At 62.3% G+C, this 17,623-nt stretch carries 19 protein-coding genes; 9 read left to right on the top strand and 10 right to left on the bottom strand.

The window, feature by feature from the left end:
* Positions 1–31: 31 nt before the first annotated feature.
* Genes QUV21_RS04200 through grxD form a run of 3 tightly spaced genes read left to right on the top strand, consistent with a single transcriptional unit; the run spans position 32 to position 828 of the window.
* Positions 32–268, top strand: coding sequence for a BolA/IbaG family iron-sulfur metabolism protein (locus QUV21_RS04200; RefSeq protein ID WP_300853322.1), 237 nt, complete (start codon positions 32–34; stop codon positions 266–268).
* A gap of 1 nt (position 269) precedes the next feature.
* On the top strand, positions 270–452 hold the full coding sequence (locus tag QUV21_RS04205) for a hypothetical protein (protein WP_300853323.1): 183 nt from the start codon (positions 270–272) through the stop codon (positions 450–452).
* Positions 453–468: 16 nt separating this feature from the next.
* Entirely contained in the window at positions 469–828 is a 360-nt protein-coding gene (gene grxD / locus QUV21_RS04210) for a Grx4 family monothiol glutaredoxin (RefSeq protein ID WP_300853325.1), read from the top strand.
* A gap of 73 nt (positions 829–901) precedes the next feature.
* Here the strand turns inward: grxD and QUV21_RS04215 are convergent, their stop codons facing one another.
* Genes QUV21_RS04215 through QUV21_RS04225 form a run of 3 tightly spaced genes read right to left on the bottom strand, consistent with a single transcriptional unit; the run spans position 902 to position 2,113 of the window.
* Positions 902–1,249 carry an MliC family protein gene (locus tag QUV21_RS04215; protein WP_300853326.1) on the bottom strand — a complete coding sequence of 116 codons (348 nt, stop codon included), beginning with the start codon at positions 1,247–1,249 and terminating at the stop codon, positions 902–904.
* Complete coding sequence (zapA, locus tag QUV21_RS04220) at positions 1,246–1,605, bottom strand: cell division protein ZapA (RefSeq protein WP_300853328.1); 360 nt, start codon at positions 1,603–1,605, stop codon at positions 1,246–1,248. The genes QUV21_RS04215 and zapA overlap by 4 nt, the downstream gene beginning before the upstream one ends.
* Complete coding sequence (locus tag QUV21_RS04225) at positions 1,598–2,113, bottom strand: hypothetical protein (protein ID WP_300853330.1); 516 nt, start codon at positions 2,111–2,113, stop codon at positions 1,598–1,600. Before QUV21_RS04225 ends, zapA begins: the two co-directional genes overlap by 8 nt.
* Before the next feature lie 217 nt (positions 2,114–2,330).
* On the opposite strand from QUV21_RS04225, the gene tkt reads away from it, so the two are divergent.
* Positions 2,331–4,346: a transketolase gene (tkt, locus tag QUV21_RS04230; protein WP_300853331.1), complete on the top strand. Its 2,016-nt coding sequence runs from the start codon at positions 2,331–2,333 to the stop codon at positions 4,344–4,346.
* Positions 4,347–4,412: 66 nt separating this feature from the next.
* On the opposite strand, the gene QUV21_RS04235 is transcribed toward tkt, so the two are convergent.
* Positions 4,413–5,387, bottom strand: a complete 975-nt coding sequence (locus QUV21_RS04235) for a DUF808 domain-containing protein (protein WP_300853333.1) — start codon at positions 5,385–5,387, stop codon at positions 4,413–4,415.
* A gap of 185 nt (positions 5,388–5,572) precedes the next feature.
* Here QUV21_RS04235 and gap (QUV21_RS04240) point away from each other — a divergent pair, with 185 nt between their 5' ends.
* From gap (QUV21_RS04240) to QUV21_RS04255, 4 genes are all read left to right on the top strand, one after another.
* Positions 5,573–6,574, top strand: coding sequence for a type I glyceraldehyde-3-phosphate dehydrogenase (gene gap, locus QUV21_RS04240; protein ID WP_300853334.1), 1,002 nt, complete (start codon positions 5,573–5,575; stop codon positions 6,572–6,574).
* A 31-nt stretch (positions 6,575–6,605) separates the two neighbouring features.
* Positions 6,606–6,749, top strand: coding sequence for a hypothetical protein (locus QUV21_RS04245; RefSeq protein WP_300853335.1), 144 nt, complete (start codon positions 6,606–6,608; stop codon positions 6,747–6,749).
* An 86-nt stretch (positions 6,750–6,835) separates the two neighbouring features.
* Positions 6,836–7,837, top strand: coding sequence for a type I glyceraldehyde-3-phosphate dehydrogenase (gene gap, locus QUV21_RS04250; RefSeq protein WP_300853337.1), 1,002 nt, complete (start codon positions 6,836–6,838; stop codon positions 7,835–7,837).
* Between the two features lie 176 nt (positions 7,838–8,013).
* The gene (locus QUV21_RS04255) at positions 8,014–8,184 is read left to right on the top strand and encodes a hypothetical protein (RefSeq protein WP_300853338.1); all 171 of its coding nucleotides are present in this window, start codon (positions 8,014–8,016) and stop codon (positions 8,182–8,184) included.
* A gap of 55 nt (positions 8,185–8,239) precedes the next feature.
* On the opposite strand, the gene coaD is transcribed toward QUV21_RS04255, so the two are convergent.
* From coaD to QUV21_RS04270, 3 genes are all read right to left on the bottom strand, one after another.
* Positions 8,240–8,731 (bottom strand): pantetheine-phosphate adenylyltransferase, encoded by a 492-nt coding sequence (gene coaD / locus QUV21_RS04260; RefSeq protein ID WP_300853340.1) that lies wholly within the window; start codon positions 8,729–8,731, stop codon positions 8,240–8,242.
* Positions 8,732–8,871: 140 nt separating this feature from the next.
* Entirely contained in the window at positions 8,872–9,306 is a 435-nt protein-coding gene (locus QUV21_RS04265) for a CBS domain-containing protein (protein ID WP_300853341.1), read from the bottom strand.
* A gap of 55 nt (positions 9,307–9,361) precedes the next feature.
* Positions 9,362–10,267, bottom strand: a complete 906-nt coding sequence (locus tag QUV21_RS04270) for a LysR family transcriptional regulator (RefSeq protein WP_300853342.1) — start codon at positions 10,265–10,267, stop codon at positions 9,362–9,364.
* Between the two features lie 101 nt (positions 10,268–10,368).
* Here QUV21_RS04270 and QUV21_RS04275 point away from each other — a divergent pair, with 101 nt between their 5' ends.
* Positions 10,369–11,868 carry a CoA-acylating methylmalonate-semialdehyde dehydrogenase gene (locus QUV21_RS04275; RefSeq protein WP_300853343.1) on the top strand — a complete coding sequence of 500 codons (1,500 nt, stop codon included), beginning with the start codon at positions 10,369–10,371 and terminating at the stop codon, positions 11,866–11,868.
* A gap of 37 nt (positions 11,869–11,905) precedes the next feature.
* Here QUV21_RS04275 and uvrA read toward each other — a convergent pair whose 3' ends face one another.
* The 3 genes from uvrA to lpdA all read right to left on the bottom strand — a co-directional run bounded on the left by uvrA (position 11,906) and on the right by lpdA (position 17,572).
* A complete protein-coding gene (gene uvrA, locus QUV21_RS04280) occupies positions 11,906–14,764 on the bottom strand; it encodes an excinuclease ABC subunit UvrA (RefSeq protein ID WP_300853345.1) in 2,859 nt (952 codons plus the stop codon).
* An 84-nt stretch (positions 14,765–14,848) separates the two neighbouring features.
* Positions 14,849–16,009, bottom strand: coding sequence for an MFS transporter (locus QUV21_RS04285; RefSeq protein WP_300853346.1), 1,161 nt, complete (start codon positions 16,007–16,009; stop codon positions 14,849–14,851).
* Positions 16,010–16,174: 165 nt separating this feature from the next.
* Positions 16,175–17,572 carry a dihydrolipoyl dehydrogenase gene (lpdA, locus tag QUV21_RS04290; RefSeq protein ID WP_300853348.1) on the bottom strand — a complete coding sequence of 466 codons (1,398 nt, stop codon included), beginning with the start codon at positions 17,570–17,572 and terminating at the stop codon, positions 16,175–16,177.
* Between the last annotated feature and the right edge of the window lie 51 nt (positions 17,573–17,623).

Consider the following 17,623-nt stretch of genomic DNA (forward strand, 5'->3'; position numbering starts at 1 on the left):
CTTACATTTGCCAGGAACGACAGGAGTTGCCATGCCCATCGAAGCCCGCGACATCGAAGCCCTGCTGCGCGCCAGTTTTCCGAACGCCAGGATCAGCGTGCAAGGTGACGACGGCGCGCATTTTGCGGCCGAAGTGATCGACGAAAGTTTTCGCGGGTTGAACCGGGTGCAGCAGCAGCGCGCGGTCTATGCGGCGCTGAAGGGCAAGATGGACGGCGCGCAGGGCGAACTTCATGCGCTGGCGCTGACGACGAAGGCACCGGACTAAGATGACGGGCTCGGCACTTGGTCAGTTGGGGATGGCTGTGATGGCGCTGTTTGGCATTGTCAGTGTCATCCGGGCGCGCCGCAACCGGGGCAAGACCGACGAGGACGCCCAGATCCGTCAGGCACGGCAATTGGAAATGGAGCGGCGGATGGCATCCTATCTTGCCGCCCGGGATGACAGATAACCCGAAGGAGCGTGCGATGACCGCCGTTGAGACCATCAAGACCACCATCGACAAGAACGACGTGGTGCTGTTCATGAAAGGCACCAAGATGATGCCGCAATGCGGCTTTTCCAGCCGCGTGGCGGGTGTGTTGAACTTCATGGGCGTGGAATTTGCCGATGTGAACGTGCTGGCCGATGCCGAGATCCGGCAGGGAATCAAGGATTTCTCCGACTGGCCGACGATCCCGCAGCTTTATGTGAAGGGCGAATTCGTCGGCGGCTGCGACATCATCACCGAGATGACCCTGTCGGGTGAACTGGACCAGTTGTTCGAGGCCAAGGGTGTTACATTCGACAAGGCCGCCGCCGACAAGATCCGAGAAGCCAACGCCTGACTCTTCTTGCTGGTGGCAGGGTGGGCAGGATTGCCCGCCCTGTTCAGGCTCAGGTTTTCCCTGTCATGCAAACTCAGCCTGACGCGGCGCAGGTCAGAAGTGGCTCCTCGCCTTCGGGCGTTTTCCAATACAATGTCGCCTCGTCACCCTTTGTCCACCAGACATAACCCGACCCACCAGATGGCCAGCCATAGCGCGCGCCGGATGCCGAGGGTTCGGAAATCAGCGTGAGCTGCGCCCCATCGACATGCAGGACGACGACCCCCCCTTCGGCCGCGCCCCCCTCCGCCGCATTGACATAGGTGGCAGGCACCATGACCCCCCGGTCACAGGCATAGCGCTGGGTCGTGAAGTCGGAAGCGGCGGCAAGGTTGCCGGGGACCAAAAGCAAAGCAGCGGCCGTCAGAAGCGCGCGCATCATGCCTTTTCTTCGATTCTGGCGGCCATCGCTTCGGCGCGTGCTGCAATTTCAGCAAGCGTTTCAACGACTTGAGATGGAATTACTGCTACGTCCCGGGTTGCTGCGGGGCGGGCCTCAAGTTCTGCCAGCTTGGCGCGAAGGGTGCGCAGTTCATCTTCGACCGCCGCTGTCTTGTCGGCCAGCAGAAGCCCCGCCATAAGCAACATCTTTGCTTCCGGCAACCGCCCGATCTGGGCAACCAGCGGCGCGGCTTCGGCATCCAGCATCGCGGCGGCGGACCGCAGGAAATGCTCCTCGCCTGGCTGACAGGAAACCTGAAAGCCCTTGCCGCCGATGGTGACTTCTAGATCAGGCATGTCCGGCCTCCGTCAGATGGGGTTCAAGGGCTGCAAGGATTTCGTCCATCTCGGCCACTTCGGTCAGCCGCAGGGCGCGCAAGGCTTCCAGTTCGGCCATGAGGGACTTGTTGATAAGCTGGGGCTCGGTCACCCCGGCCTGCTGCGCTTCACGCAAGGCGGCAAGCTGGTCGCGCAGCGCGGCATTGGTGCGCCGCATCCGTTGCAGTTCCAGCCCCTGCACATCAAGCAGACGGGTCAGCTTTTCCACCTTTTCGCGCAGATCACCTTTCGGTTCGCGGTCTTTCGCCACGCGCAGACGTTCCTGCAATTGCGCGGTCAGGGCCTTTTCCTCGTCCAATTGCGCCCGCAAGGCGGCGTCGGCCACCGATGCAGCAACCGATGCAGCAACTGGGGCTGCAACCGGGCTGGCATCGGCGCGCGGTGCGGCGGCAAGTTTGTCCACCCCCTTGCCAATCCGTTCCAGCGCTGCCGTGATCCGCTGTTCGAGCGCGGCTATGTCCTGCATCGCAAACCCCTTCCGTCAAAGTCCGGCCATCCTGCGCCAGCCCCCCGGTTCACAAAGCGAATCGCCCGCCCGGGGTCAAGACCGATCTTAGCGCGAAAGCGGGCAAAGGGGACGGGCCTTTCTTCCCAAGGCCTTGGGCTGTGTGCTTGATCTTGCCGGTGGCGGTGGGTAGGACGCTGGCAAAGCCAGACACGCCCTCAGCCAAAGGAATCCCGCCTTGGACATCCAGACCCTCCGCGCCAAGCACCCCGATCACTGGATGCGCGCCACCGCGATCCGCGCTCTCGCGCTTGACGCCGTGGCCGCCGCGAACTCTGGCCATTCGGGCATGCCGATGGGCATGGCCGATGTGGCAACCGTGCTTTTTGAAAAGCACCTGAAGTTCGACCCCAAGGCGCCGCGCTGGGCGGATCGTGACCGGTTCATCCTGTCGGCGGGGCATGGGTCGATGCTGATCTACGCGCTCCTGTACCTGACCGGCTATGAGGACATGACGCTGGACCAGATCAAGGCCTTCCGCCAGTGGGGTGCCATCACCGCCGGCCACCCGGAATACGGCCATGTTGCGGGCGTGGAGACCACCACCGGCCCGCTGGGCCAGGGCATCGCCAACGCCGTGGGTTTTGCGATGGCCGAAGAAAACCTGCGCGCGCGCTGGGGGGCCAAGGTGCAGGACCACCATACCTGGGTCATCGCCGGTGACGGTTGCCTGATGGAGGGCGTCAGCCAGGAGGCGATCGGTCTTGCCGGCAAGCAGCAGCTGTCGCGGCTGATCGTGCTGTGGGATGACAACGGCATCACTATCGATGGCAAGGTGTCGATCTCTGATGTGACCGACCAGAAGGCGCGCTTTGCGGCCTCGGGATGGGATGTGTTTGCCTGTGACGGCCACGATCCCGAAGACATCGACCGGGCGCTGACGGCGGCCAAGGCCTCGGCCCGTCCGGCGCTGGTGGCCTGCAAGACGCATATCGCGCTGGGCCATGCCGCGCAGGATACCTCGAAAGGCCATGGCGCGCTGACCGACAAGGCGCAGCTTCAGGCCGCCAAGGAGGGCTACGGCTGGCCCGGCGGCCCGTTCGAGGTGCCTGCCGACATCAAGCGCTGGTGGGAAAGCCTTGGGGCCAAAGGCGCCAAGGCCCGCGCAGAATGGGAGACGCGGATGGCTGCCCTGTCGCCCGCCAGGCAGTCCGAATTCGCGCGCATCTTCGCGGGTGAAGCTCCAGCCAAGCTGGCCGCGACCATCCGCGCGGTGAAGAAGCAGGCCGTGGCCGACATGCCGAAGCTGGCCACCCGTTCCGCATCGGAAAAGGTCCTGCAAGCGGTGAACCCGGCAATGCCGGAAACCATCGGCGGGTCGGCCGACCTGACCGGGTCCAACAACACCAAGACTGCAGACCTTGGCACCTTCACGCCTGATGACCGCAAGGGCCGTTACGTCTATTTCGGCATCCGCGAACATGGCATGGCCGCCGCGATGAACGGCATGGCGCTGCATGGCGGCGTGCGGCCCTATGGCGGCACCTTCATGTGCTTTACCGACTATGCCCGCCCGTCCATGCGGCTTTCGGCGCTGATGGGGGTGCCGGTGGTCTATGTGATGACGCATGACTCCATCGGTCTGGGCGAAGACGGCCCGACCCACCAGCCGGTCGAACATCTGGCGATTTCGCGTGCCACCCCGAACACGCTTGTGATCCGCCCCGCCGACATGGTCGAAGTGGCCGAAGCGTGGGAAATTGCGCTGACCGAAAAGACCCGGCCTTCGGTTCTGGCACTCAGCCGCCAGAACCTGCCTGCGGTGCGCAAGACCCATACGGCGCAGAACATGGTCGCCAAGGGGGCCTATGTGCTGGCCGAGGCGACGGGCAAGCGGCAGGTGATCCTGATCGCCACCGGGTCCGAGGTGGAAATCGCGCTCAAGGCCCGCGCGGCGCTGGAGGCTGAAGGGATCGGCACCCGCGTCGTGTCGATGCCGTCGATGGAGCTGTTCGCCGCACAAGACGAAGCATGGCGCAAGAAGGTGCTGCCCGCAGGCCCCGTGCGTGTGGCCATCGAGGCCGGCGTGCGCATGGGCTGGGATCGCTGGCTTCTGGGCGAACGCGGGCGTGAGGCCAAGGCAGGCTTTGTTGGCATGTCCTCGTTCGGTGCTTCGGCCCCGATGGAACGGCTTTACGCCGAATTCGGCATCACCGCCGAGGCGACAGTGGCCAAGGCCAAATCGCTGCTCTGACGCTGGACGCCCAAGAGTTTTTGTCAAAAATTCTTGGGCTTGCCCGTCCCGGCCTGATTGGAAGGGTCAATGGGCCGCGGCCTTCCTTCCGGTCATGACCGCCCAAAGTGGCCCGATGATCCGTGTGGCCAGCGGGATCAGCAACACCCCAAGGATCAGCCCGAAGGCCCCGTCGAAAAAGGCGGTCACGATCCATTCCGCAAAGCCCCTGCTCGTCTCAAGGGACTGCGTGGCCGCCACGGCGATGTGGTGGATGGTCTCATACGGCCAGGGCCAAAGATGAGTCACCTCCAGCCCGTGCAGCACGATGCTGCCGCCGACCCACAGCATCGCCGCCGTGCCGACGGTGGACAAGACCGCCATCAGCTTCGGCATTGCCAAGACGAGCCCACGCCCCAGCGCCCGGCCGCCAGTTGTGCGCCCGGTCGCAGCCATGTGCATCCCGACATCATCCATCTTCACGATCAGCGCCACCGCGCCATAGACCGCCACGGTAATCAACGCCCCTACCACCGCCAGCGTGATCGCCTGCATCCAGAAGCTTGGGCTCTCAATTGTGGCAAGGGCGATGGTCATGATCTCGGCCGACAGGATGAAATCGGTCTTGATCGCGCCTGCGACCTTTTCTTCTTCAAGATGGGCGGGGTCTCGGGTGTCAAAATCCGCCTCGACCTGAGGGTCGGCATGGGGGAACAGCACGTGGACCACCTTCTCCGCGCCCTCAAAGCACAGATAGGCCCCGCCCAGCATCAAGAGGGGCGTGATCGCCTGCGGCAGGAAATGATCCAGCGCCAGAAGCGCGGGCAACAGGATGATCAGCTTGTTCTTCATTGACCCCAGCGCGATGCGCCAGATGATCGGCAACTCGCGGTCGGCTGAAAAACCATGCACATATTTCGGGGTGACAGCGGCGTCATCAATCACCACCCCCGCCGCCTTGACCCCGGCCTTGGTTGCCGCAGCGGCGATATCGTCAACCGAGGCTGCGGCCACCTTGGCAATCGCGGCCACGTCATCAAGTAATGCGAGAAGTCCGCTCATGTCTGGCTCCTGCCGGTCAGGCCCATGGCGTAGCGCGGAACGCAGATTCGGCATAGCCCTGCAAAAGGTTAGCGCAAACAGGCGAAGATTGCGCTAACATGCTGTTTTCTTGTCGCTTTCCGACTTTTCAGCCCTATGGTCAGCCGTTATGGCGCAGGCAGGCTATTCCAAGGCAGGGGCAAGACATGACCATCACCATCGGCATCAACGGCTTCGGACGCATCGGGCGCTGCACCTTGGCCCATATCGCGGAATCGAACCGCAACGATGTGCAGGTGGTGGCGATCAACGCGACCGGCCCGGTGGAAACCAATGCGCATCTCTTGCGCTATGACTCTGTGCATGGCCGCTTTCCCGGCGCGGTGAAAGTATCGGATGCAGGACTTGACCTTGGGCGCGGGCCGATCCGGATGATGTCGACCTACAACCCCGAAGAGCTTGACTGGCAGGGCGTGGACGTGGTGCTGGAATGCACCGGCAAGTTCAATGACCGGGACAAGGCCGCCGTGCATCTGGGGCGTGGGGCCAAACGGGTGCTGGTCTCGGCCCCGGCCAAACGCGCCGATCTGACGGTGGTTTACGGCGTGAACCACCGCAGCCTTTTGCCCGATCATCTGGTGGTCTCGAACGCGTCCTGCACGACGAACTGCCTCGCGCCTTTGGCGAAGGTGCTGAACGACACAATCGGAATCGAATCCGGCATCATGACCACGATCCATTCCTATACCGGCGACCAGCCGACGCTGGACCGCCGCCACAAGGATCTTTATCGCGCCCGTGCGGCGGCGATGGCGATGATCCCGACCTCTACCGGGGCCGGCAAGGCGATTGGCGAGGTGCTGCCGGAACTAGCGGGTCGGCTGGAGGGCTCGTCGATCCGGGTGCCGACGCCGAATGTCTCGGCTGTCGATCTGACCTTTATCGCCGAGAAATCGGTGACTGTGGCCGAGGTCAACGAAATCGTAAGGGAAGCCTGCGCGGGATACATGGGCATGGTCATGGCCTATGACCCGGAGCCCAAGGTCTCGATCGATTTCAACCATACGCCGCAATCTTGCATCTTCGCGCCGGACCAGACCAAGGTCGCAGGGCGTTCCGTGCGGGTTCTGGCATGGTATGATAACGAATGGGGGTTCTCATGCCGGATGGCCGATGTCGCCGGTGTGATGGGACGACTCGCGCAGTAACGGGGCAATGGCCCCAACCGGAGGGCCTGCCTTGACCAATGTCATCGCGTTCTGGCTGGGAGCGATCCTTGCCACTGCGATTGTCGCCGATGCGACATTGAATGACGCATCAGCCGTCTTCTTTCTGGCGCGCAAGTTCCTTGATCTGGTCGAATGGGTGGCATTCTGGCGCTGACAGCGTCAGACTGAGGTTGCATTTCTGACCGATATCGCTTTGTTAGCGCTATCGGAACGCGCCGATTCAGCTTCGGAGGAAAGATCATGACGGTTAAAGTCGCCATCAACGGGTTTGGCCGCATTGGCCGCAACGTGCTGCGGGCAATCGTGGAATCGGGGCGCACGGACATCGAGGTCGTGGCGATCAACGATCTTGGCCCGGTCGAGACCAACGCGCACCTCTTGCGCTACGATTCGGTGCATGGGCGCTTCCCCGCCACCGTGACCACCGGCGCCGACTGGATCGACGTGGGCCGCGGAAACATGCTGGTGACGGCGCTGCGCAATCCGGCCGACCTGCCATGGTCAGATGTTGATATCGTGATGGAATGCACCGGCATCTTCACCTCCAAGGAAAAATGCCAGGCGCATCTGGAAAACGGGTCCAAGCGGGTACTGATCTCGGCCCCCGGCGACGGCGCCGACAAGACCATCGTCTACGGCGTGAACCATGACACGCTGACCAAGGATGACATCATCGTCTCGAACGCATCCTGCACCACCAACTGCCTGTCGCCCGTGGCGCAGGTGTTGAACCAGGCCATCGGGATCGAGAAGGGGATGATGACGACCATCCACAGCTACACCGGCGACCAGCCGACGCTGGATACGATGCACAAGGATCTTTACCGCGGCCGCGCGGCGGCTCTGTCGATGATCCCGACCTCCACCGGCGCGGCCAAGGCGGTGGGGCTGGTCCTGCCGGAACTGAAGGGCAAGCTGGACGGTTTCGCGATGCGGGTGCCGACGCCGAACGTGTCCGTGGTGGACCTGAAGTTCATCGCCAAGCGGGCGACCTCGGTCGAAGAGGTGAACGCAGCGATCAAGGCGGCGGCGGATGGCCGTTTGAAGGGTGTTCTGGGCTACACGGAAGAAAAGCTGGTGTCGTCTGATTTCAACCATGACCCCCATTCATCGGTGTTCCACATGGACCAGACCAAGGTGATGGACGGCACCTTCGTGTCAATCCTGAGCTGGTATGACAACGAATGGGGCTTCTCTAACCGCATGGCTGATACCGCTGTGGTGATGGGAAAATTGATCTGAAATATCTGTATTTGCTGGGGAAAGGGCGCCTTCGGGCGCCTTTTTTCACTTTCAAGCCATGCATATTGCGCATAGCCGCACCGCAGCATTGGCCGTTGTTTGCGCTAACGCCTTTCCTACATACTGACCACGCGATGAGGAGAAGCAGACCCTTCGCAAGTGAAAGGACGATAAAGATGATTACCGTGATCGACATGCTGAAGACCGCCGCCCGCAATTATGCGGCCTATCGCCAGACCCGTGACGAGATTGCCAACCTGCCGCTGGACGTAGCTCTGGATATCGGCATCTACCCCGGCGACGCCGACCGCATCGCGCGCGAAGCCGTCTACGGCAAGGCTGCCTGAGCGACAGGCCGCACACTACGCGACGATCCGGGGGCCGCTTGGCCCCCTTTGCATGTCAGCTGTACTTGCCCTTCAGCGCCACGACTACGGGCGGCGTGACGAACTGCGACACATCCCCGCCAAGCCGCGCGATTTCCTTGACCAGCTTTGACGCAATCGCCTGCCGCCGGGCATCGGCCATCATGAACACGGTTTCAATGCTGGCATCAAGCGCGCGGTTCATGCCAACCATCTGGAATTCATATTCAAAATCAGCGACCGCCCGAAGGCCGCGGATGATGATGCTGGCCCCAACATCGCGGGCGCAGTCGATCAGCAGGTTCTCGAACGGATGGACGACGATCTCGCCGCCAGTCTTGGCGGTGATCGCGGAGCATTCCGCCTCCACCATGGCCACACGCTCTTCCAACGTGAAAAGCGGGCCTTTGTCACGGTTGATGGCCACACCGATCACCAGCCGATCCACCAGCGCCATTGCACGCTGGATGATGTCGACATGGCCAAGGGTAACCGGATCGAAAGTCCCCGGGTAAAGCCCGATGCGCATGGATCGCCCCCTCTGCCCCCCGCTGCCTGCGCACGCAACAATATTGCGCCCCCGGGCGCAAGGGAAAACCTGCCGCCCATCCTTTGCCAAGAGCCAGCGGCAGCACCGGCCAAAGCGGAAGACTGCTGCCCTGACCGGGGTCAGAAACCCTTGATCATGCCTTCCAGCGCTTCTTTTTCGGCCGAAAGCTCCATCAGACGGGCCTTCACCACATCACCGATCGAAATCAGGCCAACCATCTGGTCGCCCTCCATCACCGGCATGTGGCGAAAGCGGCCTTCGGTCATCCGGCCCAGCACTTCGTCGGTGCTTTCGTTGCGCGTGCAGGAGACGATCTTCGCCGTCATCAGGGAATCTACCGTATCCGACAGGCAGGGAACGCCACGCTTGCCAAGTTCCCGGACGATATCTCGTTCGGAAAGGATTCCCGAAACGCGCTTGCCGTCGGGCGAGACGATGACGGCCCCGATCCGTCGGGACGACAGCAGTTCCGCCGCCTTGCTGACACTGGTTCCGGGTGGGACGGTCACGACACCATCATCACCCTTGGATTTGAGGATTTGTTGCACGAGCATGAGACGGCCCCTCCTCCTGACCGGAGGTCAAGGGTCGGGCTGGCACGGGATTCTGTCAAGCCTGCGTTTCACTCAGCCGAACTGCCGACTCCAGCCGCGCCATCTCTGCCCGGACCTCGCGGGTCAGCTGATCGGCGAATCGGTTCAGCCGGTCAAGCCGCCCGTCACCTTCGTGCCGGATCAGCCAGAAGGCGCGGGTCAGGCTGATCCGGTCGGTCAGCACACGCGCGAGTTCCGGCGCAGCAGGCAAGGCAAAGTCATGCACCACCCCGACCCCTGCCCCGTGGCGCAGCCAGTTCAACTGCACCGAGACCGAGTTGGAGGCAAGAGCCGCCGGCCCTGCGCCAATTTCGGCAAGGTAATCCAGTTCCTTGTCAAAGATCATGTCGGGGATATAGCCGATGAAGCGGTGGCTTGGCAGATCATCGGGGCCGGTCAAGGGATGCGCGGCCAGATAGTCGCGGCTGGCGGCAAGGTGCAGGTGATAGTCGGTCAGCTTTTGCACCGTCAGCCGACCGGCTTCAGGTCGTGAGACAGCAATGGCCATGTCGGCCTCGCGCTTTGACAGGTTGAAGACCCGCGGAAGGGCCACGATCTGCACTTCCAGACCGGGATTTGCGTCACAGATCCGGGCCAGAACCTGCGGCAACAGGTAGTTCGCGCAGCCATCCGGCGCACCAAGGCGGATCTGCCCGGTCAACCCACCGGGGCCGGACAGGCTTTCTTCCGCTGCCAGCGAAGCCCGTTCGGCGGCCTCGGCGTGGGGAACCAGGCGAGCGCCTTCCTCGGTCAGCGCATAGCCTTGTGGTGATTTGGCAAACAGCCGGGTGGCAGTTGCTTCCTCCAGCCGGGCAACGCGGCGGCCGACTGTAGCCGGGTCGATCTTCAGCCGCTTGCCCGCTGCCGACAGACTTTCCGTGCGAGCGACGGCAAGAAAGATGCGCAGATCGTCCCAGTCCACTCCCGGCCCTCTGCATTTATGCAAAACACTTTTGGTATCTTGCCGCTTTGTCTGGCGTTTGTGCAAGCGTAATAGGGTGTCAGCAACTTCGGGAGGATTCCATGCAAGAGATCGGTCACTGGATCAACGGGCAACGGGTCAAGGGCGCTTCGGGCCGCTTTTCCGACGTCTACAACCCCGCCACCGGCGAAGTGCAGGCGCGCGTCGCGCTAGCCACGCTGGCCGAACTTGACCACGCGATCGATGAGGCCGCCAAGGCCCAGATCGGCTGGGCCGCAACCAACCCGCAGCGCCGCGCGCGGGTGATGATGGCCTTTGGCGCCTTGATCAATGAAAAAATGGACAAGCTGGCCGAACTTGTGGCCCGCGAACATGGCAAGACCATCCCCGACGCCAAGGGCGATGTGCAGCGCGGGCTTGAGGTGATCGAGGTCTGCATGGGCGCGCCTGCCATGCTCAAGGGCGAGATGATGGACAGTGCCGGCCCCGGCATCGACCTTTTCGCCATGCGTCAGCCGCTTGGCGTGGTGGCCGGGATCACCCCGTTCAACTTCCCCGCCATGATCCCCTTGTGGAAGATCGGCCCGGCGCTGTCTTCCGGCAATGCGATGATCCTGAAGCCAAGCGAACGCTGCCCTTCAACCTCACTCTTGCTTGCCGAACTGCTGAAGCAAGCGGGTCTGCCGGACGGCGTGCTGCAGGTTGTGAACGGTGACAAGGAAGTGGTGGACGGCATCCTTGACAACCCGGTCATTCAGGGCGTGGGCTTTGTCGGATCAACGCCGATTGCGCAATATATCTACGGTCGCGCCGCCACGAACGGCAAGCGCGCCCAGTGCTTTGGCGGTGCCAAGAACCACATGATCATCATGCCGGACGCCGATCTCGACAAGGCCGCCGATGCGCTGGTGGGGGCGGGCTACGGTGCTGCGGGCGAACGCTGCATGGCTATTTCGGTTGCGGTTCCGGTGGGCGAGGCTACCGCCGACGCGCTGATCGAACGGCTGATCCCGCGGATCGAAAAGTTGAAGGTCGGCCCCTATACCGCTGGAAATGATGTGGATTTCGGGCCGCTGATCACCAAGCAGGCGCAAGAACGCGTGCTGGGGCTGATCGGTTCGGGCGTGGACCAGGGCGCCAAGCTGGTGATCGATGGCCGCAACCTGAAGATTCAGGGCTATGAGAACGGCTTCTTCGTTGGCCCCTCGCTTTTTGACAACGTGACCCCCGACATGGAGATCTACAAGCAGGAGATCTTCGGGCCGGTCCTGTCCACCGTCCGCGCCGGGTCTTATGACGAGGCGCTGAAGCTGGTGATGGACAACGAATATGGCAACGGCACCGCGATCTACACCGCCGACGGCGACACCGCGCGTGATTTTGGCAGCCGGGTCAACGTGGGCATGGTGGGCATCAACTTCCCGATCCCGGTGCCGCTATCCTACTTCAGCTTCGGCGGCTGGAAGAAATCGGCCTTTGGTGACCTGAACCAGTATGGGCCGGACGCCTTCAAGTTCTACACCAAGACCAAGACCGTGACCGCCCGCTGGTTCTCGGGCATCAAGGATGGTGCCAGCCTGAACTTCAAGGCGCTGGATTAAACCCTTGGCGTGAATGCTTTATTAGAATGGCGGCGGATCACTCCGCCGCCATTTTCCGGGGTTTGAGAAGGTCTTTCAGATAGCGGCCCGTATGGCTGACCTCGACCTTGCAGATGTCTTCCGGGGTGCCGACAGCAACGATCTCACCGCCACCGTCACCGCCCTCGGGGCCGATGTCGATCACCCAATCGGCGGTTTTGACCACATCAAGGTTGTGTTCAATCACCACGACGGTATTGCCTTGTTCCACAAGCGAATGAAGCACTTCCAGAAGTTTCCTGACGTCCTCGAAGTGCAGGCCCGTGGTCGGCTCATCCAGAATATAGAGCGTCCGGCCGGTGGCCCTGCGAGAAAGCTCTTTCGAGAGTTTCACCCGCTGCGCCTCGCCGCCTGAGAGCGTGGTCGCCTGCTGGCCAACCTTGATATAGCCCAGACCCACTTCGCACAGCGCGTCCATCTTTTCGCGGATCGCGGGAACGGCCTGAAAGAACGCCGCCGCGTCTTCGCATGTCATATCAAGAACGTCCGCTATGCTTTTGTTCTTGAACTTCACTTCCAGGGTTTCCCGGTTGTAGCGCTGGCCCTTGCAGGTCTCACAGGTCACATAGACATCGGGCAGGAAGTTCATCTCGATCTTCAACACGCCATCGCCCTGGCAGGCCTCGCACCTCCCGCCCTTGACGTTGAAGCTGAACCGCCCCGGCTGATACCCACGCGCTTTCGATTCCGGCAGACCGGCGAACCAGTCGCGGATCGGGGTGAAGGCCCCGGTGTAAGTCGCTGGATTGGAACGCGGAGTACGGCCGATGGCGCGTTGGTCAATGTCGATCACCTTGTCGAGGTGTTCAAACCCCTTGATCGTCTCGCATGGCGCGGGCGTCTCATGCGCGCCGTTCAGCCGGGTGGCGGCGGTCTTGAACAGGGTCTCGATCGTCAGCGAGGACTTTCCGCCTCCGGAAACCCCGGTGACGCATACGAATTTGCCCAAGGGAAATTCTGCGGTCACGTTCTTGAGGTTGTTGCCCGTGGCCCCCACGACCGTCAGTTTCTTGCCATTGCCCTTGCGCCGCACCTTCGGCACCGCGATTTCCCGGGCGCCTGACAGATATTGGCCGGTCAGACTGGCCGGGTCGGCGGCCACTTCGGCGGGCGTGCCGTGGCTGACCACCATTCCACCATGCACGCCCGCGCCCGGCCCCATGTCAAAGACATAGTCCGCCTCACGGATCGCGTCCTCATCATGTTCCACCACCAGCACGGTGTTCCCGGCATCGCGCAGGTTCTTCAGCGTGGTCAGCAAGCGGTCATTGTCGCGCTGGTGGAGGCCGATGCTGGGTTCGTCCAGCACATAAAGCACGCCAGTCAGGCCTGACCCGATCTGGGATGCCAGGCGGATACGCTGCGATTCACCGCCGGAAAGCGTGCCTGCGGCGCGACTCATGGTCAGGTAGTTCAACCCAACATTCACAAGGAATCCAAGGCGTTCGCGGATTTCCTTCAGGATGGCGCGGGCAATTTCGTTCTGCTGCTTCGTCAGCGTCTCGGCCACGCCTTCGATCCAGGCATAGGCTTCGGTGATCGACATTTGCACCACCTGCCCGATGTGCAGCCTGGCAATCTTGACCGCCAATGCCTCGGGCTTCAGGCGATACCCGCCACAGGCACCGCAGGCCCGGTTGGCCTGATACCGCTCCATCTCCTCACGGCTCCAGGCGGAATCCGTTTCGCGGTAGCGGCGCTCCATGTTGGGAATGATCCCTTCGTAGACCCGTTTGACCTGATAGACGCGGCCACCTTCATCGTAGCGGAACTGGATTTCCTCGCCCTTCGACCCTTGCAGGAAAAGCTCCTTGATGGTGTCGGGCAGGTCTTTCCATTTGGCTTTCAGGTTGAAGCCGTAATGGTTGGAAAGTGCCTCCATCGTCTGCGTAAGGTAGGGAGATTTCGACTTGGCCCAGGGTGCGATAGCGCCTTGCATCAGGGTCAGGTTCTGGTCCGGCACCACCAACCGTTCGTCGAAGAACAGCTCCATCCCCAACCCGTCACAGACCGGGCAAGCGCCGAAAGGGGCGTTGAAGGAAAACAGGCGCGGCTCGATCTCGGCGATGGTAAAGCCTGAAACCGGGCAGGCGAATTTTTCGGAATAGGTGGTGCGCTGCGGCTCATCGCTGCCATCGGCAAGTTCAATCACCGCGATGCCGTCGGCAAGGTTCAATGCGGTGCGAAAGCTGTCGGCCAGCCGGGTTTCGATGCCTTCCTTGACCACGATCCGATCAACCACCACGTCGATGTTGTGGCGGAACTTCTTGTCGAGCGTCGGCGGATCCTCCAACTCGTGAAAGGTGCCGTTGACCTTGACGCGCTGGAACCCCTGTTTGCGCAGGTCGAGAAATTCCTTTTTGTATTCGCCTTTGCGGTCGCGGATGATCGGCGCCAAGAGATAGGCGCGGGTGCCTTCCGGCATCGCCATGACCGCATCCACCATGTCCTGCACCTGCATCGCGGTGATCGGCAGGCCGGTCGCGGGGCTGTAGGGCGTGCCGACGCGGGCGAACAAAAGGCGCAGGTAGTCATAAATCTCGGTCACGGTGCCGACGGTAGAGCGCGGATTTTTCGAGGTGGTCTTCTGTTCGATGGAGATCGCAGGCGACAGGCCCGAGATATGATCGACGTCCGGTTTGCCCATCATGTCAAGGAATTGCCGGGCATATGCCGACAGCGATTCGACGTAGCGGCGCTGGCCTTCGGCATAGATCGTGTCAAAGGCCAGCGACGACTTGCCTGACCCGGAAAGCCCGGTGATCACCACCAGCTGATCGCGCGGGATGCTGACATCCACCCCCTTGAGGTTATGCTCGCGCGCGCCCCGCACCTCGATGAACTTCTGTTCGGCCATGCTAACCCCCGGATACCGCCGCAACAGATAGGGCTTTGTGGGCGAGTCTCCAACCCGTATTTGTGAACGAAAAGTGAACGGGCGTCAATCCGCGCGCAAGAGGCGGCGCTTTGCCTGCACGGCATGCAAGCCGATACCAAGCATACAGAGAATGGCGGCGGCAAGCGCCAGTCCCAGCGGGCCAGCGGAGGCAAGAAGCGCCGCCAGAACCGGCGTTCCGCTGGTGGTGCCAAGGTTGCCCAGTTGCGCCACCGCCCCCGCTGCCCGCGCGCGGTCCTGCGCCGTTGCGTTGAGTTCCGGGATCGCGGCAAAACTGGCGCCCTGCACGATGCCAAGAGCCGCAGAAAGCCAGAACCCGCCCAGCACCATCCCTGCCCCATTGCCCCAGAACAGCCAGACCAGCACAAAACCCGGAATCGCCACCCCATAGCCCCATTGGACCAGCCGCACCGGCGTCAGATGGCGCAAAAGCCAGACCCCAAGGGTCAGCGACACCGCGATCGAAGCAAGCGGCATCCCCGCCGCAATCAGCGCACGTTGGGCTGCGGGCGTTTCGGGCGGCAAGAGGGTCAGGACAGCAACGTAAAGGAAAGTATAGCAGAAAAACCCCATCGCCGGGGCCGCAAGCCGGGGCGAGGCATAGATCTGCGCATGCTGACCCAAAAGGTTCGCCAGCGGGGCCGGGGCGGCCTTTGGGTCTGCGGGCAAGGTCGCGGCAAGGATCAGCGCCAGCCCTGCCATGAATCCGGCATGGCCAAGAAACAGACCGCCTGGCGTGACCAGGGGCCCGATCAGCGCCAGAACCGCATAGGTGACGCCGAAAAACGAAGACCAAAGCGTCATTGCAAGGGGCCGCTTCGCCTCGGGTGCCAAGGCGGCGATCATCGTCGGGCCGACCACGACGATGGCAAGATGCGAGGCACCTTCGATGATCCGGCTGGCCAGCATCAAGGGATAGGACGGGAACAGCGATTGCAGCGCCGACATCGCCGCCCCTGCCGCAAGGGCCGCCACAATCGCCCGGCGCGGGCCGACCCGGGCAACAAGAAGCCCCGCCGTGGTGCCGAAGATCAGCCCGACCATACCCACGATTGACACGACAAGACCAAGCGCCACCTCGCCATAGCCACCATAGGTGCCGCGCAAGGGTTCATAAAGAATGGAAATCTTGCCGAACTGCGCCGCGGCCCCAAGCCCGGCAAACCACAAGAGAAGAACAAGGACCATCGGAGGCAGGGCGCGCATGCCGCCTTGGTAGCCTTGCGCCACGCGATGCGCCAGTGGCGACGGTGATCTTGCGGAGCGGCGGCAAATGCCGCCGCGCGCCTTTTGGGTCACCTGCGCGGGCAAAGCCCGCTTGGCTCCCGCTCTGCGGGGGATATTTAAGCAGAGAGGAAGCCGCTGTGGGGGTCAGATATGCAGAGCGCGGCCGTAGGCGTCCAGCACGGCTTCGTGCATCATCTCGGACAGGGTCGGATGCGGGAAGACGGTGTTCATCAGGTCTTCCTCGGTGGTCTCAAGGCTGCGACCGACGACATAGCCCTGGATCAGTTCGGTCACTTCCGCACCTATCATGTGGGCGCCCAAGAGCTCGCCGGTCTTGGCGTCGAAGATGGTCTTGACCATGCCCTCGGCCTCGCCCAGCGCAATCGCCTTGCCGTTGCCGATGAAGGGGAAGCGACCGACCTTGAGAGTATATCCTGCGGCCTTGGCCTTTTCTTCGGTCAGGCCAACCGAGGCGACCTGCGGGTGGCAATAGGTGCAGCCGGCAATGGAGTTCGGCTTGATCGGGTGCGGGTGTTTTCCGGCGATAAGCTCGGCAACCATCACGCCTTCATGGCTGGCCTTGTGGGCAAGCCATGGCGCGCCGGCGATATCACCGATGGCATAAAGCCCGTCAACGCCGGTCCGGCAGTATTCATCGGTCACGACATGGGTGCGGTCGATCTTGACCCCCAGCGCCTCAAGCCCAAGGTTTTCGACGTTGCCGACAATGCCAACAGCGCTGATCACCGTGTCGAAATCGTGGGTTTCGACCTTGCCGTCCTTTTCGATATGGGCTGTGACGCCCTGCCCGGGCTTGCGGTCCAGCTTCTTGACCGCCGCCTTTTCCATGATCTTCATGCCCTGCTTGACGAATTGTTTCTTGGCGAAGGCCGAGATTTCGGCGTCTTCCACCGGAAGGATCCGGTCCATCACCTCGACCACAGTGGTATCGGCGCCAAGCGTGTTGAAGAACGAGGCAAATTCGATACCGATGGCGCCTGACCCGATGACCAGCAGCTTTTTTGGCATCCGGGAGGCCACCAAAGCGTGCTTGTAGGACCAGACCAGATCGCCGTCGGCTTCCAGCCCCGGCAGTTCCCGCGCGCGGGCGCCGGTGGCGAGCACGATGGATTTCGCGGTCAGGGTCTCGACGCCCTTGTCGGTCTTGACGCTGACCGTGCCTTTGGCGGGGATCGTGGCCGCGCCCATGAAGACGGTGACCTTGTTCTTCTTCATCAGATGGCCGATGCCACCCGAGAGCTGTTTGGCCACACCCCGCGACCGGGCAACGACGGCGGGCAGGTCATAGCTGATCCCCGTGGCACCAAGGCCGAATTCCTTGGCGCGGTGCATCAGGTGATAAACCTCGGCCGAGCGGAGCATGGCTTTGGTCGGGATGCAGCCCCAGTTCAGGCAGATGCCGCCCAGATGTTCGCGTTCCAAGATGGCGACCTTCAGGCCAAGCTGGCTGGCCCGGATCGCGGCAACATAGCCCCCCGGTCCTGCCCCAATCACGATGACGTCGAAGTTCTGGCCTGCCATTCTTCCCTCCCTGGAAAAGTAGTTTGCCCTTAAACTATTTCCTTCGCCCAA

This window comes from Tabrizicola sp. (assembly GCF_030373185.1).
GTDB lineage: Bacteria > Pseudomonadota > Alphaproteobacteria > Rhodobacterales > Rhodobacteraceae > Tabrizicola.